This is a genomic window from Lactobacillus amylolyticus, from assembly GCF_003999355.1.
Taxonomy (GTDB): domain Bacteria; phylum Bacillota; class Bacilli; order Lactobacillales; family Lactobacillaceae; genus Lactobacillus; species Lactobacillus amylolyticus.
The window spans coordinates 581,282-605,750 of record NZ_CP031835.1 but is presented as its reverse complement, the minus strand read 5'-3'; the positions used below and the strand labels follow the sequence as shown (position 1 = coordinate 605,750).

The following is a 24,469-nucleotide window of genomic DNA, read 5'->3' as shown; positions in this document are numbered from 1 at the left end:
ACAAAGTTAAGCTAAAATTTGAGGTGTGGACGAAGAGCAAATAGCTCTTCAGGTGGCGATGATACTTTTAAACCGGTATCACACCAGATATTTTTAGGAGGTTTTTTTGATGTTAAAATCAGTCATTGAAAATGTTCATGCACTTGAAATTTTTGACTCACGTGGTAACCCAACTGTTGAAGTTCACGTTACCCTTTCAAACGGTGTCGTAGGTAAGGCTGAAGTTCCATCTGGTGCTTCAACTGGTGAAAACGAAGCCGTTGAATTACGTGACGGTGGTTCACGTCTTGGTGGTAAAGGTGTTTCAAAGGCAGTTAACAACGTTAACACTGAAATCAACGATGCATTAAAGGGTATGGACCCATACGATCAACCAAAGATCGACAAGACTATGATCGACTTAGACGGTACTCCAAACAAGGGTCGTCTCGGTGCCAACGCTATCTTGGGTGTATCTATGGCTACTGCTTGTGCTGCAGCTAAGGATGCAGGTCAACCTTTGTACCGTTACCTTGGCGGTATTGATCTTGAAATGCCACAAACTTTCCACAATGTTATCAACGGTGGTGAACATGCTGACAACGGTATCGACATCCAAGAATTCATGATCACTCCAGTTAACAAGACTTCATTCCGTGACGGTTTCGAAAAGATCGTTAACACTTACCACACCTTGAAGAAGGTTTTGGAAGACATGGGTTACGAAACTGGCTTAGGTGACGAAGGTGGTTTCGCTCCTAACATGAAGAACTCAGAAGAAGCTTTGAAGGCTTTGCACGAATCAATCATCAAGGCTGGTTACAAGCCAGGTGAAGACATCGCTATTGCATGTGACTGTGCTGCTTCATACTTCTACAACAAGGATGATCACAAGTACCACCTTGAAGGCAAGGTTCTTGACGATGAAGAATTGGCAAACTACTACGACAAGTTGCTTGACGAATTCCCAGAATTAATTTCTATGGAAGACCCATACGACGAAAACGATATTGACGGTATGGTTAAGTTCACTAAGAGCCACAAAGACCGTATCCAAATCGTTCTTGACGACTTCATTTGTACTAACCCTAAGCTTTTGAACAAGGCTATTCACGAAGGTGCTGGTAACGCTTCATTGATCAAGTTGAACCAAATCGGTACTGTAACTGAAACTCTTGAAACTGTACGTCTTTCACGTAAGAATGGTTACAACACTATGATTTCTCACCGTTCAGGTGAAACTGGTGACACCTTCATCGCTGACTTAGCCGTTGCTGTAAACGGTGGTCAATTGAAGACTGGTGCTCCAGCTCGTTCAGAACGTGTTGAAAAGTACAATCGTTTACTTGAAATCGAAGAAGAACTCGGTGAAGGCGAACGTTTGGCATTCTTCCCAGACGACGTTGACAAGGACTAAATTATCATTAGTTTGAGATAATAAGAAAAAGAGACTTGCAATCGCAAGCCTCTTTTTTTGCCCTAAAAAATGTCAATGATCCGTTTCATCAAAGGCGAAACTTTTTCTTTTAGCCAAACCAGTTGCAAATGAGTTTCCCAACTTGCATGCTTTACCAAAACGAATTGTTTTGGCGCGTATAAATTAGCAATCGATTCTGGAACAAGTGCTGCTCCCATCTCCTGCTGAGCCCACAAAATTGCTGTTCTTGAGTCATCGCATTTTACAGCATAATAAGGCTTAAGGCCCTGATGAGCAAAACTTTCATTAAAAATATTTTCAAAGCGGCGATAAATGATCAGCGGTTGTTTGCTAAGTTCCTTCAGATTAACTGTCTGCTTTTCTAATAATTTTTGCTCTGTTGTTACCAAGGTCATTCTTTCATTAGTCAAAGTCTTACTCTGAATGCCATTACGGTTAAACGGCGTCCGCACAATCCCTAAGTCAATCGTGCCACTGCGCAATTCATCCAAAACGCCAAAAGTATTTTTTTCATAGACGTCAAAAGAAATATCAGGATAAAATCGCGTTAATTGTTTAAACTTATCTGAAGGCAATTCACCAACGGACGAAGAAGCAGAACCAATTTTGATAGTACCCAACTCCCCTTTAGCCGTTTTATTGACCTGATCTTTTGCAGTTTGCGCTAAAGTTAGAATTCTTTCAGCATAGTTTTGCAGTTCCTTACCCGCATCAGTCAGTTCAATGCCATAGGCTGTTCTGGTAAAAAGTGCGACGCCCAACTCCTTTTCCAGCTGCTTTAACTGGTAAGATAAAGGCGGTTGTGCGATAAAAAGACGCTTAGCAGCCGCCGTAATCTGTTTTTCTTCGGCAACTGCCAAAAAATAGCGTAATTGTTTCAAATTCATAATTTTAAAGTACCTCCAAAGCAGATATTAAATTTTTAGATATCTCTTATCTTAAGACGATATTTTATTCAAAGCAACATCTGTGCTAACTTAATAGGTAGATTTAATCTGGAGGGAGAAATTCAATGGCTGAAAACATTCATGGCCTAAGCCAGGCTGAAGCCGAAAAACGACTTAAAAGAGATGGATTGAATGAAGTGCCTGAACCTAAATACAATTTCTGGAAAGAATTTGCCAGTAAACTCTGGAATCTTTCCGCATGGATTCTTGAAGGTGCCTTAATTTTGGAGTTTGCTTTAGGCAAACGCGTCCAAGCACTCTTTGTTTTAGGAACGCTACTGTTTGCTGCTTGGAATGGTGCTTCGAAAAAGAAGCAATCCAGAAAAGTGTTGGACAGCATTTCACATAAATTAACGCCAACGGTTGCCGTTGAACGCGATGGCAAGTGGATCAAAATTAGTTCCAAGCAATTAGTTGTTGGCGATTTGATCTCACTGCAACGCGGGGATGTCGTTTCTGCCGATGTCAAAATTCTTGAAGGACAAATGTCATTTGATGAATCTTCGATTACCGGTGAATCCGAAGCAGTCAAAAAGAAGATCAATGAAACCGCCTATGCCGGCACAACAGTCATGGAAGGCCACGGGCTTGCCCTAGTTACCGCGACTGGCAAAAATTCACGCTCAGGCAAGACGATCAACCTGATCAACAATTCTGCGGCTCCTGGTCACTTGCAGCAGCTGCTGACTAAGATCATCTATTATCTCTGCCTTCTCGATGGCGTTTTAACTGCTATTATCGTTATCGCCTACTTCATCAAAGGCGGAACGGTCATTGGCTTCATTAATGATAAACTAGCCTTTTTGGCAATGATGTTCATCGCATCTATCCCAGTTGCCATGCCATCTACCTTTGCTTTATCCAACTCTTTTGAAGCAACCCGTTTGAGCAAAGAAGGCGTCTTGACAGCTGATTTGACTGGTATTCAGGATGCTGCCAACTTGAATTTGCTTTTGCTTGATAAAACGGGAACGATCACTGAAAACAAGACAGCTGTTGCCAGCTGGAAGAATTTTAGCGATCTTGACGATAGCCAGCTCTTAGAACTAACTGCTGCCGCAACTAATCAAAGAAATCAAAGCATCATCGACGCTGCCCTGAACGAATTTATTTTAAGCAAGGGCCTTAAGGTAGAAGAAGCAGAAGACTTTACTCCATTTACCTCCAATACCGGTTACTCAATGGCCGAAATCAATGGTCATAACATTAAACTGGGATCCTTCAAGCAATTGTCACTAATCGATCAAAATGCTGAAAATGTTATAAAAGACGTTGACTTCGAAGCCGGTCGTTCAGTTGCTCTCTTAATTGATGATAAATTAGCCGGCGTCTTTATTTTGAAAGACAAAGTTCGCCACGATTCAAAACAGGCCCTGCAAGAACTCAAAAAGCGCGGCATTCGTACAATTATGTTGACTGGTGACAACCAAAGAACAGCGGCTGCCGTTGCCAAAGAAGTTGATTTAGCTGGTAATGTCATCTCTATTCATGACTTCAATGAAGAAACCGATGTTGAACATTTGGCCGGGATTGCTGATGTTTTGCCAGAAGATAAACTGAAAATGGTCAAGTTTTTCCAAAAGAAAGGCTACATCATCGGTATGACCGGTGACGGCGTTAATGACTCACCTGCATTGAAGCAAGCTGAAGTCGGGATTGCTGTTTCTAACGCTGCCGACGTTGCTAAACGTTCCAGCAAGATGGTGCTTCTTGACGATGGTTTAACTTCAATCGTTAAAATTTTGGACGCTGGTCACCGCGTTTACCAAAGAATGACTACGTGGTCTTTAACTAAATTAGCCAGAACTGCTGAATTGACGATGATCATGACCTTTGGCTACCTCTTCTTCAACTACATCCCATTAGCCTTAAATGCCATGGTTATCTACACTGTCATGAACAACATGGTAACGATGATGATTGGTACCGACCGGACTCACATTACTTATGAGCCAGAAAACTGGGACATGGGCCGTTTAGCCAAAATCGCCTTCTCGCTGGCTGCCGGTTGGACTGTTCTGGGCATTGCCTTTGTCTCCTATCTGACCATGCATGGCTGGAGTCACGGCACCATTTCAACCATGGTTTATGTTTACTTGGTACTAAGCGCGATGCTGATTGTTTTAATCACCAGAACCAAGAAGTACTTCTGGCAGGATTACCCATCTAAATTGGTCGGAATCGTTCAAATTTGCGATGTGCTCTTAACTTTCATCTTGGCCTTGTTTGGTTTAGCAATGACCAAAATTTCGATTCAAAACCTATTGATTACTATTGTGGTTGCCCTGATCGTAGCCGTTGTCATTGACCTCTTATACAAGCCAATTATGGAAAACAAATAATTTATACCCAAAAGTCATTGAGTTGATATACTCAATGGCTTTTTTTGATATTTTTGATAAAATTAGTTTAATAATCTTTTAAAAGGAAGTTTGGTATCAGAATGATTTGGACTTGGGATGTAATCAGACGAATAATTGAAGTCTTGTGGCTAATCAACATTGCTTTTGCAATTTGGACAGTTTTCCGCAGTCGGAGAAATATTGCTTCAACCTGGGCATGGCTGCTTGTTTTATCAGTCTTTCCCTACATTGGTTTTATCCTCTATCTCTTTTTGGGAAGACATTTGTCACACGATAAAATCTTTGCTATTCAAGATGAGCAGAAAAAGATTCGTGACCAATTTTTAAGCAAACAACGTGATGAGCTGCGCAAACATGACCTGCTGCCAGAAAAAGACCGTAAGCCACGTGCTCGCCGACTGGTAGAACTTAATCTTAATAACGATGACGCAATTTTAACCTACAATAATCAAGTTGAAGTTTTTACCGACGGTCCCACCTTGTTTGATAATCTGGTTGAAAATATCAACCAGGCTAAAGAAATGATCGATGTCGAATTTTATACTTTTTATGATGATCATTTAGGCAATAGCGTCTTAGCCGCTTTAGAAGAGGCACAGAAGCGTGGAGTTAAAGTGCGGGTGATTTACGATGCCAGTGGTTCACGCGGCACCAAGCCTTCTTTTTTCAACAAATTGCGCGATTTAGGTGGACAAGCACAACCTTTTATTTCTACTTCCAGTAAATATTGGTTCATAACACCAAGAATGAATTATCACCTGCACCGCAAAGTGGTCGTGATCGACCACCGAATTGGCTATATCGGCGGTTTCAATATTGGTGATCAATACGTTGACCGCTCGCAAAAGTTTGGTCATTGGCGCGATACTCACTTGCGCGTTGTCGGACAAGCGGCTGATCTTATGGAAATTCGCTTTGCAATGGATTGGAATACTTCCTGCCGTAAAACACGCTTGCCGAAATATAATCTGGGCTGGCTGAAAGATTTTAAAATTCAAACAGCAGATAATGACGAGCAAGTACCGATGCAAATCGTTTCTTCCGGTCCTGATTCTGAAAATGCAGCTATCCGGCGCTCCTACCAAGAAATTATTGCTAGTTCCCTTGACTACGTTTATATCCAAACGCCTTACCTTATTCCTGAAGCACCAATGCTTGAATCTTTGATCATTGCTGCCAAAAGCGGTATAGATGTTCGCATTATGGTTCCTTGCATGGCCGATCACACATTTGTTTATCGAGCAACGGAATATTACGCTAAGTACTTAACTGAGAACGGCGTTAAAGTTTACAAGTACGATAATGGTTTTATTCATGCCAAAACAATGGTGTCTGATTCTAATATTTCTTCAGTTGGTTCGGCTAACCAAGATTTCAGAAGCTACAGCTTGAACTTCGAAGTTAACAGTTTTAACTACTCACCTGAATTATCTGCTAAACTAAAAGCAATTTTTGAAGAAGATTTGAAGAAATCAACTTTGATGACGAACGAATACTTCAATCAGCAATCAGCTTGGCGCAAGTTCAAACAATACTTCTCAAGATTGCTTTCACCAATTTTATAAAAATCGAATATTGCAATAGAAAAGACTAAGTACAAAATTTGTACTTAGTCTTTATTTTTCCAGGTATTTAACAGTTGGCGAACCAAATCTGCATATGAATTCAAATCCAGCCTTTCTTTTAGTTCATTAATTGCAATTTTTCTTAAATCGTCGATAATTAGGAAAATTCGATTTTGATAAAAATACTTTTTTCTCGATAAACATTCTTCTTGTTTGTCTGATAACGCTCACGCAAATTGATCTCATCAGCAAGTTCAGAAAGACGGGCATCCCCATTGCCACGATTTGTATAATAGATCAATAAATTCGTTCGACTTCAGTGCCATTTCTCAGTTCCGCTTTTGACGTAAAAACCACGCAAAGCCGGTTCTGCCAAACGCTTGGTTTTAAGATCAGTGGCAAAGATTTCTTTTAAAGGTGAACTCAAAACAGGCTGCATCCATTCCGTTTTCTTAAGACTTTGCATGTGCTGTTCGAGTTTTTCCTTAATTGCTGCATCGGTAATCTGTTGCAGCTTGCCATGAGCTTCCAGCAACAATTCATCCAGCACGGTTTCCACAATAGTCGGCCGCCGCTGATCCGTAAAGACGTTTGGACCATCATAGTGATTAACGCCGTCTCCCGCTGCTTGAATGCCATTTTCTTCTGAATAATAAAGATGTTTGTTGGCACTTTTAGCATAAAAATCACGGCCGCGATCAGTCACTTTGAAATCAGTCTTTGCTAGCAATCGATCTAATTCAGTCTCCGACATTCCCTCAGGGAGGTTTAAATACAGAATTAATGAATTAACCGAATAGATATTAAATTCCTCTCTCCTGCAATTCTTCGACCAATTCAAGGATCTGCAATTGTACTGTCAAATACATCGCCAAGATATTGTTCGGCTGCTTTAGATGATTATCAAAACTGGTTTCGCCTGCTCCTTTTAATGCGTACAGCAAACGATAGTCGGCTAAGCTTTCTGGGGTATTTTTGCCATTTTTCTCAACATTGGCAATCATCTGCTTGACGATTTTAGCAGCATGAGCGTCAAAGACCTTCATTTTGAGCAAGGTCTTTTGAAAAAGCATGGGAGTTTCAACCTTGTAAATCTTTTTGCTATAATCCGTTCTCGCAAAAGCAGCCGCATTCTTCCAGTTCCTAGTTCCCTCATAAAGTGCTGGATTAACCGTAATGCCATGCAGACCATTTTCACTTGGGAGCAAAGCCAAAAAAGTCCCATCTGGATTTTGAAGCAATGGCGGCCGATAATTTTTCAAATCTTGATGAACATGCTTCAAACTGCCCACTTGCGTTAGATTAATTCCTTGATAACGACCGTAAAATTGCAGCAATTTCTGACCTCAATTGCTTTTCAAAACAGGCAGATAAAACTGGGCAGAAGGCCGATCTTGAATGTAATGGTCGCGGTACAAAATTGCTTCGATTGTTTCCGCGATTGTTGGAAGCGTGTCGTTTCAGATAAAGTGGCCAAATTCAACAGCCTTTGCCTTAACTGCGTAATGCGCTTTGTCGCGGATTATTAATAGGCAAGCCCATTTCAAGCCAGTAGCGTTCCAATCTGGTCAATTCGCCATGATCGATTCGACCATCAAGCGTCCGAATATCCAAAAAATGAGGATTATGCTGCCAAGTTGATAGCATTTGCGTCTCATGCTTGCTCCATAAGCCAGGATATTTTTTCATTATGTTAAAAGGTGAATCCAGCGAAGTCAGCAATGCTCTTCTCATACTAAAAAGCTGCAACAGCTGCTCTTGTGTTTGCTCTCTGCGCTTTTGATCCAAAACCAGGATCGGCATTTCATAAAAACGACTGGCAAAATATAGATAGTCATGGCTTTGATCATTCATCAATTTTTAAATAAACGAAAAAAGCTCTTGGAAATCAGTCTGATGATGTTTGCCATAAGAGAAAAGATGAAAACGCGCTGGTTTGGTCAAGGACAAGTGACCGACTAAAAGTTCATTTTCATCTAAATAGATTTGACCAAATAACTGCATCTTTTCATCTCCTTTAACTTTCTTGCGCATTTAATTGTATAAAAAAAGCACTTTTCTTGTAAAAAGAAAAGCACTAATCATTTTAAAGCTGATTTTCCTTATGTTCACATATTGTGTAGTAAAGATATGCAATCACACCAAAGGCTACTGGACCAATTGCAGTCCAGAAGGAAGTTTGGTAGTCACCGCGAAATAATGGCTCGATACAAGTGAAGATAATCCCAATTGCAACCACTAACCAAACAACGATGGTAGTAGCCCAGACCTTTTTCTTGCCTTCAATAAAGACAAATGGTCGATCCAAGTTTTTCTTTTCTTTAAAGAATGGATAAGCTGCAATCAAGAACAAGTATGGCGCAGATGAGGAAACATTCATCATATCCATTAAAATCGTGTAGAACTTGCCCGCTGCATTGCCACCAAATGAAATGAACAGGATGATAACTGAAACAATGACCGCTTGCAGCCACATTGAGCGCTCTGGCATATTGTGCTTGTTAAGCTTTACCAATTTGCGTGGCAAAAGTCGATTATCACAGCCTTCAATGAATGACTTGATTGGTGAGTAAACCATCAAAAAAGCTGCTGAAATGCCGGACAAAACGTCAGCCCAACCGGCACAGTGTGAAAAGACTGAACCAATTGTAGCCGAAACCGAATTGGATAAACCCAGGCTGTGCCCCAGCACGATACCCAAATTATTGATCAGAATATATTCAACATTAGCCAAATCAACTTCTTTACCGCCAAGTTGTGCTTTCCAGTTGACCGCAACCCCACACATCAAGATGTTGAAGACGTAAAGAAAGGTCATGATAACCATGGCAATGATCAAGCCCTTGGGATAAGTTTTTTCAGGCTTGTCAACCGAATCAATGACACCAGAAGTTGTTTCTAGACCGCCGTAAGCAAACAAGGCATAAACGATGAATGAAACAACTGCAATTGGCGACTGGAAAGCTGAGTTTGGTGAATGAACCAAATTTTGTGCGGTTATTGGTTGAGCCAGATGTCCTTTATTAAGCAAAAAGACCAGCAATGAAACAACCGTAAAGCCGATGGCAATAGCCAAAGTAAAGAAGCCGCCGATGTTGGAAACTACTTTAATCTTGTCAATTCCTTTAGCCGCACAAAAAGTGACGATTACCAAGAAAACAACTTCAAGGATACCTAAGAGCTGTGTTGAATTCAGATTCAAGAAATTCCAGCTTTGAGTCGTATCATGACCCCAGACCGCGGTTGAAACAGATACTAAAAAGAATTGAGTTGAAGATACCAACCAGATAACCCAAGCTGCCAGCCAAATAAAAGTACCGACAAAGGCAACTTTTTCATTAGTTGAACCTTCAAGCCAAGAATAAATACCGCCTTTGATGCCCTTAAAACTTGCCCCATATTCAGCGAAAATCAGAGCTGAAGGCAAGAAGAACAAAATCGCCGTCACGACGTACCAAATGATACTTGCGTACCCCATCTGATAGAAGGCACTGATGGAGTTTGAAAAGCCAAAAATGGCAGAAAAAATCATCAGGACTAAACTGCCTAGTTTAATATTGGTCGAATTACTATTATCCATAAACTACTAAAAATCCCTCTTTCATAATCAAACATTCCTATTATGCACTTTTCTAGCAGAGAACTCAAAGAGAGACTTGAAAAAGAAAAAAGCATTAAGCTGCATTCCTGCAACCTAATACCTTCGTTTTAAACTTTTTAATTATGAGCCATGATATTGAACAAGTGAGTAAATATTAGTATCTGGGAACTTTTCGCGACCCTTTAAATCAACCAATTCAATGTAGAAAGCAGCTCCCACAACTTTACCGCCAAGGTTTTCGACCAATTCCTTAGTAGCATGCAAGGTACCAGCAGTAGCCATTAAGTCATCGCAGATAACTACTTTTTGACCTGGTTTAATTGCATCCTTGTGCATTTCCAAAACATTTGAACCGTATTCCAAATCATAAGAAGCACTTTCAGTTTCTCTTGGCAACTTGTGCGGCTTACGTGCAGGCACAAAGCCAATTCCCAATTCAGTGGCTACAGGACAACCAACGATGAATCCTCTAGCTTCTGGGCCAACAATGACATCAGCACCACGTTTCTTTGCGTATTCAGCAAGCTCATGAGTTGCAGCGCGATATAATTTGCCGTCTTGCAAGATAGGCGTAATATCGCGGAAAATAATGCCCTTGTTTGGAAAATCAGGAATATTTGCAATATATTTACTAAAATCAACTGCCATAGAAGAAAAACCTCCAAAAATCCGTGTGTTTGGCTATAAACACTTTTGACCTTTACATTTTACCAAACATCGGCTAATAAAGCATTAAAAACTAAACAATTTATTTCATGAAATTCTTAATATACGTAATTAATTGCTGACTAGGCATATTGCGCAACTGTTGTACGAAATCAATTTGCGATTTTGTCGCCATCAAATACTTTGAAGTGGAAAGCGGCTTTTTCTCAGGGGTGCTCGTCCCTACAAGTCGACCCTGATCCAAACTTACAAATCCTAATTCAAAGAATACCCGCAAAATAAACAGTACGCTGTCATAATCCAGACCAAGAAACGGCGCTACTGAACGATAATCCTCCAGTTTCAGGCTTGGATGGGCATAAATATACTTAAGAACTTTAGCAAAATAGCCTTTGTTGGGCAAATTTTCGACTGGCAATTGATCAAGCAGGAAGCGCAAATACAACTGCTGATAATTATTGGCTAAAGCCTGATTTAACTCCGCTTGACTGTGCGGGGTATCAAGTAAAACCGCTACCTCGCCATCAGTTTGATAGTCTTTAACCAAACTAATCTTATTTGGTTGGATGCCTAAACTATTTTGAGCGTAATTGACGTTTTTCTCATCAAAGAGCAAATACCGATCGGCAAAGCCCATGACATAATTTTCCGTTCTAAGATCAATTACAGGCGCTGGCACCGCCAATTTTGGCGAAGCGAACTGAATTCCTTCCATGATTCCCTGCAATTGCACGCGATTGCGGTAAGTATTGACTGCAAGTTGGAAAAAGACTTCCGAAATAAATGGCAAGAGATTATTATTCAAAAATTCCTTGTTGAAACCAACGATGTCTAGCTTGCCGCCACCCTTTTCAGCGGTAAACTTAACGTGATTTTTCTCCTTGCCCATCTTGAAGAAATGAGTAATCTGTGGCGCATCAATACTAAAAATAGGATTGGGATCGCCTGTGCCAAATGGCCCCACTTGATTTATTTCAGCCATTGTTTGAGGTGTCAAATTCTTTAATGGCAGTTCAAAGTCATAGTCTTTTTCTTCCAAAGTGCCTTCAACGTGAAAGTCCTTTTCGAATTTATCCCGAAGCAGATTTATTTTATCTTCCGTTAAAGAAAGACCACAGGCAAAATCATGCCCACCAAATTTCGTCAATAATGAATCTTTTAATGGATTTAACGCATCAAAGAGATTAAAGCCAGGAATAGAACGGCCAGATCCCTTGATTTCGCCTGTTTTATTTTTAGTCAAAACAATGGTTGGCTTATGAGTTTTTTCAACGATCTTGTTTGCTACTAAACCAAGTACGCCTTCATGAAATTCAGGATCATATAAAACCAGCGTATTCTGCTTTTGCCAACTGTTTTCCTTAATCTGGCTCATGCAGCGGTGATAAACTTCCGCGGTTAATTCCTTGCGCTCATCATTCAGCTCTTCAACCTTGTCAGCTAGCTTTTTTGCCTCGGCCTCATCATCACTTAGCAAAAGTTCAACCGCCATATTGGCATTGGCTAAACGGCCGACGGCATTCAGACGCGGAGCAATATTGAAGCCAACATCGGTTTCGTTAATACTGCCCATAGTCAAACCAGCATTTTTAATTAAAGCCCTTAAGCCCGGACGCTCGGTTTGGTTCAGTATTTCTAACCCGCGCTTGACGATGACATGCCCTTCACCCGTCACTTTAACCATGTCACCAATGGTTCCAATCATTACTAAATCAAGCAATTCCGGCATTGGATCTTCCATCAGCTTGCGGCAGATGGTATAAGCAACACCAGCACCGCAGTAGTCATCAAAGGGATACTTTTGTCCGGGATAATTGCAATGAACCAGAGCATAAGGTTTGGGCACATTTTCTTGAAAAGTATGGTGATCAGTTAAAATGACATCAACGTCATGCTGTTGAGCATATTGGACCTCATCTACCCCGGTAACGCCGTTATCGACTGTAATGATCAACTTAGTACCATCAGCAACAATATCATGATAGCGTTCCATATTCGGTCCATAGCCATCTTTAAAGCGGTCGGGAATAAAATAGTGCACATCGGCTCCTAAAATCCCCAAGGCATCCGTCATAATGGTCGTCGCTGTAATGCCATCGGCATCATAATCGCCATAAATCGTGATTTTTTCGCCATTATCAATTGCTTGATTAATGCGGTCAACAGCTTTGTCCATGTCATGCATTAAAGAAGGATCAGCCAGGTCATTTTCTGTAGCGTTAAACCAAAAGTTCAGTTTGTCATCCGTATTTATTTTCCGCAAAGAAAACAACTTAGCCGCAATCGGACTAAGTTGATACTTCTCAATTAAAGCTGGATCAAGCGCTTCGGCTTGTCGTTTATTCCATTTCATTATTTTAAGTTAAACACCTTTAGATTACTCTTGCTTGCTGTCTCTGTTTTCACTAAACTGCCGCGAACTGCCCAACGGTTAACGCCACCATCAGCACAGGTGATCAAAGTGACAATCGCTTTCTTAGTGTTATTAACCATATAGACAGCATACGAATTTACCTTTTTCTTCATGTAAATCTTGTACACATAAACCTTTTTCATATTGGTTAAATATACAAGTTCACCCTTTTTGACATCCTCAAGCGGTGAAAAGAGAATCCCCTTTGCGGTCATATAGTGACCAGCAAGCGGATAATTCCCTTTACCCATGACTTGATCGGCTCGCATGGTTCCGCCACCGGTGGTCATTGCCGCGTCAGATATTCCCAAGCAAATGGGAAGATGCATTTTAACATCAGGAATTGCAAGAGCACCAATAACATGAGCACCGCTTTTTGCGCTTGATTTTACTACCTGGCCAAAGCTGACTTCTTTAACCTTTTTGAAATCAAACATGCCCTTCTTTTTTTCATTTTGAGCAACTTTTTTGCTAGTTAACGAAGTCATTGCCTTGTTTTGATTTTGGCTGATCATGACGTTGCGGATTTGTTTATTAAAAATTAAAACCAAACCAACCAGCAGCAAGATGATCGCAATCACTCGCGTAACAATGACTCTAACATTTCGTTTTTTCTTTTTATCTGCCATGTTTACTTTTCTTTTATATCATCGTCATTCATCTTCAGGACTGCCATGAAGGCATCTTGCGGTACCTCTACTTTACCTACAGCCTTCATTCTCTTCTTACCACGCTTCTGCTTTTCTAGCAGCTTAGCACGTCTATCTGGGTCACCGGTGTGAATCTTCCAGGTAACGTCCTTACGGTATGGCTTAATCGTAGCCCGTGAAATAATCTTAGCACCGATCGCACCTTGAATATCGACTTCAAAGTTTTGTCTTGGAATTAATTTCTTAAGCATTGAAGTCATTTGCCGTGCACGATCTTGAGCCTCTGATCTGTGAGCGATAAAGCTAAGGGCATCAATTGGCTCTTTATTAAGTAAAATATCAATCTTAACCAGATCAGTTGAACGGTAGCCCGTAATTTCGTAATCAAGTGAAGCATAGCCTTTAGTAGATGACTTTAAATCGTCAAAGAAGTCAAAAATGATTTCGGCTAATGGCATGTTGTAGATGACATTGACTCTGTACTTGTCAAGATAATCCATGGTGACAAATTCGCCACGTTTTCTTTGGCAAAGTTCCATGACTGGACCAACAAAGTCGTTTGGTACCATTATTTCAGCCTTAACATAAGGTTCTTGCACTTCTTTGTATTCACCAGCATCTGGCAAATCTGATGGGTTATCAATAACCTTGGTTGAACCATCATTCATAATTGCATGATAGTCAACTGATGGTGCGGTCATGATCAGATCTAAGTCGAACTCTTGTTCTAATCGTTCCTGAATAACGTCCATGTGTAACAGACCTAAGAATCCGCAACGAAAACCAAAGCCTAAAGCCGTAGAAGTTTCAGGCTCAAATTCGAGTGCTGCATCATTTAACTGCAGCTTTTGCAGAGCTTCTTTTAAATCTTCATAGTCACGGTTATCTACTGGATACATACCAGAATAAACCATTGGTGGAATTTGCCGGTAGCCCGGAAGTGGTTCTGCAGTAGGATTATCCGCTTGAGTGATAGTATCACCCACACGAGTTTCACGAACCGATTTAATATTGGCAGTAATGTAGCCTACATCCCCAGCAATCAAAATGTCTTTTTTAATAGGATGTGGACTTGAAACACCAACTTCGGTAACTTCGTATTCCTTGCCTGTATTCATAATCTGAATCTTGTCACCAGGCTTGACCGCACCATCTTCGATTTTGACTGACATGACAACGCCGCGATAGTCATCGTATTTAGAGTCAAAAATCAAGGCCTTAAGCGGTGCAGTAATATCACCAGATGGAGCTGGAATATCTTTTACTACTTTTTCAAGCATGTCCTTGATGCCTTGTCCGGTTTTACCAGAAACTTCAGCAGCTTCTGAAGCATCCAGACCGAGCATCTCTTGGATTTCTTCCTTAGTCTTAGGAATGTCAGCAGAAGGCAAATCGATTTTATTGATTACAGGCAAAATGGCTAAATCATCATCGATAGCTAAATAAGTGTTGGCCAAAGTCTGAGCTTGCACACCCTGTGAAGCATCAACGACCATTAATGCCCCTTCACAGGCAGCCAAAGAACGTGAGACTTCATAAGAAAAGTCCACGTGCCCTGGTGTATCGATCAGGTGGAAAATGTAGTCTTCGTCATCTTCAGCATGGTACTTGACTTCAACTGAGTTCATTTTAATAGTAATACCGCGTTGACGTTCAAGCGGCATATCATCCAGCATCTGATTCTTGAGTTGTCTTTCACTTACTGTATCTGTTAATTCAAGAATTCTATCGGCAATTGTAGACTTACCGTGGTCAATATGAGCTACAATTGCGAAATTTCGAATATGTTTTTGGTAGTCTTTTAATTTTTCTAAATCCATAAAACGTGTTCACCCTTTACTATCTTACTTATTATAGCAAAGCTAGCAGTGTAGATAAAACTTCTGCATCAAAAAAATACTCATTCGCAAGAATGAGTATTTCTTTGATTATATTCTTTTTAATCACCGTTCAGCTTGTCTTTAAGTCGTTCAAAGAATCCCTTGCCTTGCGGAGTGATTGATTCGCCACTAGCCTTAACAAAGTCAACCAAAGCTTGTTTTTGAGCTTCATTAACTTTCTTTGGAATCTTAACTTCCACAGTAGTGACTTGATCACCATTGCCACCGCCACGAATGTAAGGCACGCCTTCACCGCGAAGGGTAAACTTTTGGTTTGGCTGTGTTCCAGCTGGAATCTTTAAATTCTTTTCACCATGCACGGTCTTAATTTTGATTTCGTCGCCTAAAGTTGCTTGCGCAAAGGAGATTGGAACGGTTGTGTAAATTGTATTGCCACGTCTTTCAAAGTCCTTAGAAGGCTTAATCCGGTAGCTAATGTACAAGTCACCGTAAGGGCCGCCGTTCTTGCCAGCTTCACCCTGACCTTCATAGCGCAATTGCTGACCATTATCAATGCCAGCTGGAATATCAACTTCAAGAGTATTCTTTGCTTCAACTGTTCCTTTACCATGACAGGTCTTGCATGGATGTTCAATAATAACACCCTTGCCTTGACACTTGTCACAAACAGTTTGTCGTTGCAACATTCCAAAAACTGATCTCTGAGTAATAGTCATATAGCCAGTACCATGACATTTATCACAGATAATTGGATGGGTTCCTTTTTCAGCACCAGTACCATGACAGGCTTGACAAGTTTCGCTGCGATTGTATGAAACTTGCGTCTTTTTACCATTAATGGCATCCATAAAGTCAATGGTTAAAGTGTAATTCAAATCTTCACCACGTTGCGGTGCAGTTGGATCTACTTGTTGACGCTGGCCAGCACCACCACCGAAGACATCGTTAAAGATATCTTCGAAGTCGCTAAAGCCACCGAAGCCATGGCCACTATAAGCACCTTGAGTGCCACCGCCAAAGCCACCTTGACCGTTAACGCCAGCAGAACCAAATTGATCATATTGTGCCCGCTTTTGCTTATCATGCAAAACTTCATAGGCTTCATTGACCTGCTTATACTTTTCTTCAGCGCCTGGTTCATGGTTTAGGTCTGGGTGATACTTTTTGGCTAATCTACGATATGCTTTATTAATTTCCTGTTCACTGGCATTTCGATCAACACCGAGAACTTTGTAGTAATCTTCTTGTGCCAAAATTTAAACTCCTCACTATTGAAAAGAAAAGAACTACCCTTAAGCAGTTCTTTTCCTAATAGGCTATTTAAATTATAAACCCTTTTACTTATTTGGGTCTACTTTGTGGAAACTACCATCTTGAGCACCGCCATTGTTGCCACCATTTGGATTGCCACCTTGTGGGCCTTGAGGACCTGCTTGTGGCCCTGCTTGACCTTGAGCACCTTGAGCTCCACCATTTTGTTGGTAAAGCTTAACGGCTAAATCTTGGGCAGCCTTAGACAAAGCATCTTTCTTTTCTTTCATTTCATCTAAGTTGTTGTCCTTTTGAGCCTTCTTCAATGCTTCAAGTGCATCTTCAACTGGTTTGCGGTCGCTGTCTGACAACTTGCCTTTAGTTTCTTTCAAAGTCTTGTCAGTAGTGAAGATCAATTGATCAACTTCATTTCTAAGGTCTGCTTCTTCCTTACGCTTCTTATCTTCCTCAGCGTGTTCTTCAGCATCCTTTTGCATCTTCTTGATTTCTTCTTCAGACAAACCGGATGAACTCTTAATGGTAATCTTTTGTTCCTTACCAGTACCCATATCCTTAGCAGATACATTTACGATACCGTTCTTGTCGATATCGAAGGTAACTTGAATTTGAGGAACACCACGTGGTGCAGGTGGAATGTCAGTTAATTCAAAGCGGCCAAGCGTCTTGTCATCTGCTGCCATTGGACGTTCACCTTGAAGTACGTGAATATCTACGGCTTGTTGGTTATCTGCTGCAGTTGAGAAGATTTGACTCTTTGAAGTTGGAATAGTAGTGTTTCTATCAATTAACTTAGTAAAGACGCCACCCATGGTTTCAATACCAAGTGACAATGGAGTAACATCAAGCAAAACGATGTCCTTAACGTCACCTGAGATAACACCACCTTGAATAGCTGCACCCAAAGCAACAGCTTCGTCAGGGTTGATTGAGTGGTCAGGTTCCTTGCCAGACCATTCCTTAACAGCTTTTTGAACGGCTGGAATACGAGTTGAACCACCGTTTAAGATAACCTTGTCGATGTCATTTACAGTCAAGCCGGCATCCTTTAAAGCGTTGTCAAATGGGATCTTGGTCTTTTGTACCAAGTCATCAGTCAATTCATCAAACTTAGCACGAGTTAAATCAGTTTCAAGGTGAAGTGGACCTGATTCACCGGCAGAAATGAATGGAAGAGAAATGTGAGTTGATGATACGCCTGACAAGTCCTTCTTAGCCTTTTCTGCGGCATCCTTTAAACGTTGCATTGCCATCTTATCCTTAGACAAGTCAACGCCATTTTCATCCTTAAAGTTTTGGATCAACCAATCCATGATGGCTTTATCAAAGTCATCACCACCAAGGTGAGTATCACCGTTAGTTGACAATACTTGGAAGACACCGTCACCTAATTGAAGGATGGAAACATCGAAAGTACCACCACCAAGGTCGTAAACCAAAACTTTTTCATCTTGGTCTTTGTTAAGGCCAAAGGCTAAAGCTGAAGCAGTTGGTTCGTTGATAATTCTCTTAACGTTCAAGCCAGCGATCTTACCAGCATCCTTAGTAGCTTGACGTTGTGCATCGTTAAAGTAAGCAGGAACAGTAATAACAGCGTCTGTTACTTTTTCACCCAAGTAGTCTTCTGAGAACTTCTTGATGTATTGCAAAATAAAGGCTGAGATTTCTTGTGGAGTGTATTCCTTGTCGCCAACCTTAACTTTGTAATCAGCTTCACCCATGTGACGCTTAATTGAAACAATAGTGTTTGGGTTGGTAATTGCTTGACGCTTTGCAACGTCACCAACTTGAATATCGCCATTCTTAAATGCAACTACAGAAGGAGTAGTACGATTACCTTCTGGATTAGTGATAATTTTTGGTTCTTTACCTTCAAGTACTGCAACTGCTGAGTTGGTAGTACCTAAGTCAATACCAATAACTTTTGACATAAGTTAAATCCCTCTCTTCTATTGTGCAACTACAACCATTGCTGGTCTAAGTGTACGGTCTTTATATTGATATCCTTTTTGTAAAACCTGAACAACATGGCCCTTTTGATCATCATCTTTAGCAACAACTGTTTGAACAGCTTGATGCAATGTCGGATCAAATTCTACGCCTTCAGCATCGATCTCAACGATGCCATGGGATTTCATGGCTTTTACAAGTGAATCCAAAGTCATTTGAACACCCTTTTGGAGTTGCTTAGAAGCATCATCGTCAGCTTTTACGCTTAATGCTCTTTCCAAATTGTCCATGGCTGGCAAAACATCTTTTGCCAAGCTTTGTGATTCATACTTGATAAGTTGAGCTCTTTCCTTTGAATAGCGGTTTTGAGCATTTTGAATCTCAGCTACGCTACGCAGGTATTTATCTTCAAGTTCCTTATTCTTTTCTTTCAAGGCAGCAATTTCAGCTTCTAGCTTTTTAACATTATCATAGGCCTTCTTTGCTTCGCCCTTTTTCTTCTTATCTTCAGGCTTAGCTTTTTTAGGAACTTCTTTATCCTTATCCAAGTTCTTTTCACTTGGAAATTCTTCTTTACTCACGGCTAACCTCCTTTATTGTCTATTGAAATTTTCCATAATAATCGAGCAATTTTTTGGCTAGCTCGTTTCTAAAGTATTCAAGCAAACCGATCATTTGTGAATATGGCATATTGGTTGGTCCCAGCAAAGCGATTGTGCCTTTGCCGTGATCACCAACGCTGTATTCTGCAGTCAACAAACTATAATTTTTAATCAATTCATTTGGAAGTTCTGAACCCAGTCTTACTTGAACCGGATATTTGCTGTCCTTTTCTGGACTGCAATTTAATAATTCAGAGATCAGATCATTGTGATCAACTAATTCATATAGCGAACGCAAATCTTTAACATCATTTTCAGAAGCATTATTCAAAAGATTAATTCGGCCATCGACATACATTTGCTCGCTGGCTGCATCTTTGATCACATCTTCAACTAATGATAATAGTTCGCCGGCATGCTCACCACCAACGCTCTTTGAAGACAAAGCCTTCAGCAAGCTTGGCGTTACTTCTTCCAATCTTTTGCCAACTAGCTGATCATTGATCATTCTGACTGCTTTTTCAATTTCATCGCCATGAACATTGTGCGGTAAAGCATAAATCTGATTTTGTACATTGCCATCGCTGGTGACCAAGATCGCCATAATTTGGCGATTAGAAAGAGGCACTATTCTAAAGCCCGTAATCGTTACATCGTAACTTTCCGGTCCTTCTGCAAAAGCAGTGTAATTGGTCAGATCTGAAAGGATTTTTGCTGCTTCCTGCATAATTTCATTGACTTGATGAAATGGTCGATCTAATTGATCAACTATTTGATTGTAAACTGATTCAGAAAGCTGCAACGGTTCAACCAAATTATCAAGATAATAACGATAACCATCGCTAGAAGGAATCCGGCCGCTGGAAGAGTGCGTTTTTTCAATTAAGTCTTGGGCTTCCAGTACTGCCATTTCGTTTCTAATCGTGGCACTTGATACTTTGATTGGTAGCTGTGTCATCACGGTTTTTGAACCGACAGGTTCGTTAGTACGCGTGAAGTCCTGAATGATTGTTTTTAGTATTAATTCTTGACGCTCGGTCAACATAAACATCGCCCTCACTTTTAGCACTCGTATCTCTCAGGTGCTAACAAATTATATTATACTAAAAACTAGCAGTATTGCAACACGAGTGCTAATTTTCTTTAGACTTTTTTATAAGTTAAAGTTTTAAGATGAATCCGACGTCTTGTCACCTGCTGAATAAAGTACTGGTCGTGTTCAACCAATAGCATAGCTGGCTTATTTTCCTTAAGCAGTTTAATCAATTGATCCTGATTAAAAACGTCAAGATAATTTGCCGGTTCATCCCATAAATATAAGTCAGCTGGTTCAACTAATGATTTAGCTATCGCAACACGCTTTTGCTGACCCATGCTCATCTCTTCAATCTTGGTAGAAAAACTTTCTCTTGGAAAACCCATCTTCTTGAGATTATTTAGCAGCTCTTCATAAGAAATTTTTTGCTTATTCGCAAATTCTTTCAAAGCCCCAGTATACTCAGTAAAATCCTGTGGCAAATACGAAATCGATAGGCCGTTTGTAAGCTCAAACTTGCCTTGATAACTGACGTCCCTTGCCTGTCCCAGTAGCAGTTTTAAAAACGTTGATTTACCTGAGCCATTTTTGCCTTCAAGCGAAACTACACAATGATTTTGGACTACCAAGTTTAAATCCTGGAAAAGCTTCTTTCCTTGGATTTCTAAATTTAGATGCTGCGTTTCTAACAAAGTTTTATGATAATTCGGATAAAAATTCATTGTTAAGTCTGGCACATCTTCGATGTTGGTCATGAGGCCTTTTTTCTCATTAAGTGCTTTGTCCATTCGGTGCTCAACATTTTTAGCTTTACGCATCATTTTTTCTGCAGCATGACCAATTGCTCCTTTGTTCAGTCTTGTTCTTCTATTAAGAATGTGTTGTGTTTTCATTCCACAGTACTTTTGGGCTTCGATACTATCTGACCAATTATTAAACTGAACGCTCTTATTATTTAAAGATTTGATTTCGCCTTTCAGCTTGGCATTCTTTTCACGGTTAAATTCATCGCGCTTATTTTTCGTATCCTCATAAGCAGCATAATTACCCTGATATAAATGAATTTCGGTATTTTCAATAGCCAAGATATGGTCGGTCACCTGATTCAAGAAATCACGGTCGTGGCTAACAACGATATAACCCTTATCATGCTTCTTAAGATATTGGGCAACATACTCGCGGCTATCCTCATCCAAATGATCAGTTGGCTCATCGATCAATGGAAAAGCATCCTTATTAGTAAATGACAAAGCGAGTAATACCTTGGTCTGTTCACCACCGCTTAAAGTATCAAAAGGTTGCCAAAGCAGATTGGGATCAGCATCCATCAATTTTAATTCACGTTCAAGTTCCCACTGTTCAAAAGAGGCTTGATCTTGTAATTCATACAAAGTAATATTGTCAGGATTATTTATTTCAACAGGAAAATATGAAAAACTGAGCTTGCTTTGAATCTGACCTAAACCTTTCAGTTTACCTCTCAGCAAATTCAAAAAAGTAGTCTTGCCTCTCCCATTTCGACCTACTAAACCTAATTTCCAACTGCTATCCAAATTCAAATTTAAGTCATTAAAAATATTGTCACTGGAATCTTCATATCTAAAAGAAAGTTTTGTAATCTTTATTGTGCTCATCAAATCATCTCACGCAAAAAGAGAGTCTGCACCTCCAGCAAGCATAGACTCTCTCATTCTTTTCGTATAAAATAAAGAAGCATCCCGTCTACGTTTAACCTTGCCAAAAGTGCATAGTATCTCCTTAATTAAAAGAATTAAATTCAACTATGCTTTGATTGCAAGATTAAAGACGCAACGGCGATCCTTCTTTCTAAAATTAAATTTCAATTGATGTGTTAAATATACCAACTTATCAATTATTTATCAAGATGATTTGCAAAATAAGCTTTAATTTCGGTTTGATCCTTCTTGAGCTGCTCCTTCAAAGCGGCCAAACTATCGAATTTGATTTCACCCCGAGTGTATTTATACCATTTGATTTCCATCGGTTTGCCATACACATCTTCATCAAAGTCAAAAATATTCGATTCAATATAGATGCGCTTTTCTTGTCCGATTGTCACATTATAGCCAACACTCGTCATTGATTCGTACCATTGTCCGTTAACTTTTGTTCTGGTAGCATAAACTCCAATTTTGGGAATTGCCTTTTTATTCTGCCAGACTAAATTTGCAGTTGGAAAGCCCAACTTATGACCATTGCGTTTACCATGACCAATAATTCCACTCATCACGTAATGGTGACCCAATAGATCATAGGCCAATTCCATTTTGCCTTCATTAATGGCCTTGCGGATTTCAGTTGAGCCGATCTTTTTGCCATCAAAAGTTTGTTTTGGCACCTTTACGATTTCAAAGCGCTTTTTAGCAAAAACAGGCAAATTATCCATATTAGCAACGTCTTTAGGACCATAAGTATAATCAAAACCGGCAACAACCGTTTCAGCATTTAACGCTACCAATACATGATCGACAAAGTCTTGTCCTGAAATTTGAGAAAATTGCTTCGTAAATTTCATGACTAAAAAGTAGTCAACACCTAACTTGGCCATCTTTTCTGCTTTTTCATCAACGGTATCGATGTATTGAAAAGCATGATCATCAGCATACACTTCCACCGGATGACGGTCAAAAGTCATTACCGCTAATGGCAAGTGTTTTTCTTCCGCAATATTTTTAGCAACGTTAATCAGATGCTGATGTCCTAAATGCACGCCATCAAAAAAGCCCAGCGCAAGCACGATTTTACTTTTAGCAATCTTGTCTTCTACCGGATAAGTTAAATTTACAACTTTCAAGATGGCCTCCTACTTTTATTCATTTGCCAATAACATTAAATCAGGTCGATAACCATGCGTAGTTTGTTGATATATTGCCTTAACTTTTCCATTGTAGCGTAAAGCCACTTTTTTTGCATCAGTCTTTAATTCAATTGTTGCCCCATTTTTGACTTTAAGCCATTTGCCAAAAGATAAGTCAATTGTCTCGTAATCTTTAAAAAAGGCGTCAATCGGCTGAATCAGCTTGCTTGCGTTTTCGGGGTCGGACTCAATCTTAGATAATTTTACCGCCTGACTGAGATCAAAACCAGAACTGCCTGTCCTTCTAAGATAAGTCATAACAGCTGGTTCCTCTAATTTTGCGCCTAAATCATTAACCAAGCTTCTGACATAAGTGCCTTTGCTGCATTTGACTTCAAAATCGAAGCTTTCCTGGCCTTTTTCTTGATCAAACAGCGGCTGATTCAGCAATTGATATCTGTCTATCTTAACGGTTCTTTTCGGTCTTTCAACTTCTATGCCTTCGCGAGCATATTCATATAAGTGTTTACCGTTAACTTTGACAGCTGAATAAATTGGTGGCACTTGCTCGATTTCACCTAAAAAGCTATTCATTGCAGCTTGAATTTGCTCTTTGCTAAATGGTCTTTCCAACTTCTTTTCTTGCAAAATCTTACCATCGGTATCATATGAATCAGTACAGTAGCCAAACAGGCCTGTTCCTTGATAAGTTTTTGGTCTGGTATGCATCAACTCGATCAACTTGGTGGCCTGTCCAATGGCAATTGGCAAAACGCCGGTTACTTCTGGATCTAAAGTTCCCGCATGACCGATCTTTTTAATGTGCAGGGCCTTGCGCAAATGATAGACAACATCGGCACTGGTCATCCCCTGATCTTTATCGATTACTAAAATTCCGTTTAACATTGTTTACCCTTTTCCAAGAAAAAAAAGCGCCTAACGGCGCTTCTTTATTATTTGTTCCGCTCAGCATCTTGCTTTTTAACTTCAGCAATCAAACGGTCAATCTTTGAACCGTATTTGACTGAATTATCACGTTTAAAGATAAGTTCAGGCACTTTGTAGACAGTCAGTACTTGTCCAAGTAAATGACGCATCATGCCCTTAGCTTTCTCTAAGCCTTCAGCAACTTCTTGCTCTTTTTCTGGATCTTCAGTCAAAAGGCTGTAGTAGACAGTTGCATATGATAAATCATTCGTACACTCAACCGCAGTGATTGTAACTTCACTAAGACGGGGATCACGAATGTTCTTTTGCAAGATCTTAGTTAGTTCGCGAAGTATTTCTCCTTCAACTCGACCAATTCTATGTTTCATTTTGTCCTCCCTAAA

The 24,469-nt window shown here is 40.1% G+C and carries 22 protein-coding genes; 3 read left to right on the top strand and 19 right to left on the bottom strand.

What is annotated here, in order from left to right; all coding sequences use genetic code 11:
* The first annotated feature begins 109 nt into the window (after positions 1–109).
* Positions 110–1,396, top strand: coding sequence for a phosphopyruvate hydratase (gene eno / locus D0Z64_RS03100; RefSeq protein WP_080881343.1), 1,287 nt, complete (start codon positions 110–112; stop codon positions 1,394–1,396).
* Positions 1,397–1,458: 62 nt separating this feature from the next.
* Here the strand turns inward: eno and D0Z64_RS03095 are convergent, their stop codons facing one another.
* On the bottom strand, positions 1,459–2,304 hold the full coding sequence (locus tag D0Z64_RS03095; protein WP_080881342.1) for a LysR family transcriptional regulator: 846 nt from the start codon (positions 2,302–2,304) through the stop codon (positions 1,459–1,461).
* Positions 2,305–2,429: 125 nt separating this feature from the next.
* Between D0Z64_RS03095 and D0Z64_RS03090 the strand changes: the two genes are divergently transcribed.
* Together D0Z64_RS03090 and cls are read left to right on the top strand one after the other, a co-directional pair.
* Positions 2,430–4,706, top strand: coding sequence for an HAD-IC family P-type ATPase (locus D0Z64_RS03090; protein WP_127345580.1), 2,277 nt, complete (start codon positions 2,430–2,432; stop codon positions 4,704–4,706).
* Positions 4,707–4,807: 101 nt separating this feature from the next.
* The gene (gene cls, locus D0Z64_RS03085) at positions 4,808–6,292 is read left to right on the top strand and encodes a cardiolipin synthase (protein WP_080881340.1); all 1,485 of its coding nucleotides are present in this window, start codon (positions 4,808–4,810) and stop codon (positions 6,290–6,292) included.
* Positions 6,293–6,449: 157 nt separating this feature from the next.
* On the opposite strand, the gene D0Z64_RS08305 is transcribed toward cls, so the two are convergent.
* The 18 genes from D0Z64_RS08305 to D0Z64_RS03005 all read right to left on the bottom strand — a co-directional run bounded on the left by D0Z64_RS08305 (position 6,450) and on the right by D0Z64_RS03005 (position 24,454).
* Complete coding sequence (locus tag D0Z64_RS08305; RefSeq protein WP_155860188.1) at positions 6,450–6,593, bottom strand: hypothetical protein; 144 nt, start codon at positions 6,591–6,593, stop codon at positions 6,450–6,452.
* 15 nt (positions 6,594–6,608) lie between these two features.
* Positions 6,609–7,046, bottom strand: a complete 438-nt coding sequence (locus tag D0Z64_RS03080) for a hypothetical protein (RefSeq protein ID WP_080881339.1) — start codon at positions 7,044–7,046, stop codon at positions 6,609–6,611.
* 49 nt (positions 7,047–7,095) lie between these two features.
* Positions 7,096–7,629 (bottom strand): hypothetical protein, encoded by a 534-nt coding sequence (locus D0Z64_RS03075; protein WP_080881338.1) that lies wholly within the window; start codon positions 7,627–7,629, stop codon positions 7,096–7,098.
* Between the two features lie 157 nt (positions 7,630–7,786).
* The gene (locus D0Z64_RS03070; RefSeq protein WP_080881337.1) at positions 7,787–8,146 is read right to left on the bottom strand and encodes a hypothetical protein; all 360 of its coding nucleotides are present in this window, start codon (positions 8,144–8,146) and stop codon (positions 7,787–7,789) included.
* Positions 8,147–8,152: 6 nt separating this feature from the next.
* Positions 8,153–8,296: a hypothetical protein gene (locus D0Z64_RS08300; RefSeq protein WP_155860187.1), complete on the bottom strand. Its 144-nt coding sequence runs from the start codon at positions 8,294–8,296 to the stop codon at positions 8,153–8,155.
* 82 nt (positions 8,297–8,378) lie between these two features.
* Positions 8,379–9,872, bottom strand: coding sequence for a glutamate/gamma-aminobutyrate family transporter YjeM (gene yjeM, locus D0Z64_RS03065; protein ID WP_080881336.1), 1,494 nt, complete (start codon positions 9,870–9,872; stop codon positions 8,379–8,381).
* A 141-nt stretch (positions 9,873–10,013) separates the two neighbouring features.
* Positions 10,014–10,541: an adenine phosphoribosyltransferase gene (locus tag D0Z64_RS03060; protein WP_006352427.1), complete on the bottom strand. Its 528-nt coding sequence runs from the start codon at positions 10,539–10,541 to the stop codon at positions 10,014–10,016.
* A 100-nt stretch (positions 10,542–10,641) separates the two neighbouring features.
* Positions 10,642–12,912: a single-stranded-DNA-specific exonuclease RecJ gene (recJ, locus tag D0Z64_RS03055; RefSeq protein ID WP_080881335.1), complete on the bottom strand. Its 2,271-nt coding sequence runs from the start codon at positions 12,910–12,912 to the stop codon at positions 10,642–10,644.
* Entirely contained in the window at positions 12,912–13,601 is a 690-nt protein-coding gene (locus D0Z64_RS03050; RefSeq protein WP_080881334.1) for a class A sortase, read from the bottom strand. Before D0Z64_RS03050 ends, recJ begins: the two co-directional genes overlap by 1 nt.
* A 2-nt stretch (positions 13,602–13,603) precedes the next feature.
* Positions 13,604–15,442: a translation elongation factor 4 gene (gene lepA, locus D0Z64_RS03045; RefSeq protein WP_080881333.1), complete on the bottom strand. Its 1,839-nt coding sequence runs from the start codon at positions 15,440–15,442 to the stop codon at positions 13,604–13,606.
* A gap of 119 nt (positions 15,443–15,561) precedes the next feature.
* Positions 15,562–16,716 carry a molecular chaperone DnaJ gene (gene dnaJ, locus D0Z64_RS03040; RefSeq protein ID WP_080881332.1) on the bottom strand — a complete coding sequence of 385 codons (1,155 nt, stop codon included), beginning with the start codon at positions 16,714–16,716 and terminating at the stop codon, positions 15,562–15,564.
* Between the two features lie 84 nt (positions 16,717–16,800).
* Entirely contained in the window at positions 16,801–18,663 is a 1,863-nt protein-coding gene (gene dnaK / locus D0Z64_RS03035; RefSeq protein WP_080881331.1) for a molecular chaperone DnaK, read from the bottom strand.
* Between the two features lie 18 nt (positions 18,664–18,681).
* Entirely contained in the window at positions 18,682–19,263 is a 582-nt protein-coding gene (gene grpE, locus D0Z64_RS03030) for a nucleotide exchange factor GrpE (protein WP_080881330.1), read from the bottom strand.
* Between the two features lie 19 nt (positions 19,264–19,282).
* The gene (gene hrcA, locus D0Z64_RS03025; protein WP_080881329.1) at positions 19,283–20,329 is read right to left on the bottom strand and encodes a heat-inducible transcriptional repressor HrcA; all 1,047 of its coding nucleotides are present in this window, start codon (positions 20,327–20,329) and stop codon (positions 19,283–19,285) included.
* 98 nt (positions 20,330–20,427) lie between these two features.
* Positions 20,428–21,954, bottom strand: a complete 1,527-nt coding sequence (gene abc-f / locus D0Z64_RS03020) for a ribosomal protection-like ABC-F family protein (protein ID WP_080881328.1) — start codon at positions 21,952–21,954, stop codon at positions 20,428–20,430.
* Between the two features lie 239 nt (positions 21,955–22,193).
* Positions 22,194–23,135: a riboflavin biosynthesis protein RibF gene (gene ribF / locus D0Z64_RS03015; protein WP_080881327.1), complete on the bottom strand. Its 942-nt coding sequence runs from the start codon at positions 23,133–23,135 to the stop codon at positions 22,194–22,196.
* Positions 23,136–23,150: 15 nt separating this feature from the next.
* Complete coding sequence (gene truB / locus D0Z64_RS03010; RefSeq protein WP_006352455.1) at positions 23,151–24,044, bottom strand: tRNA pseudouridine(55) synthase TruB; 894 nt, start codon at positions 24,042–24,044, stop codon at positions 23,151–23,153.
* Positions 24,045–24,091: 47 nt separating this feature from the next.
* Complete coding sequence (locus tag D0Z64_RS03005) at positions 24,092–24,454, bottom strand: ribosome-binding factor A (RefSeq protein WP_080881326.1); 363 nt, start codon at positions 24,452–24,454, stop codon at positions 24,092–24,094.
* Between the last annotated feature and the right edge of the window lie 15 nt (positions 24,455–24,469).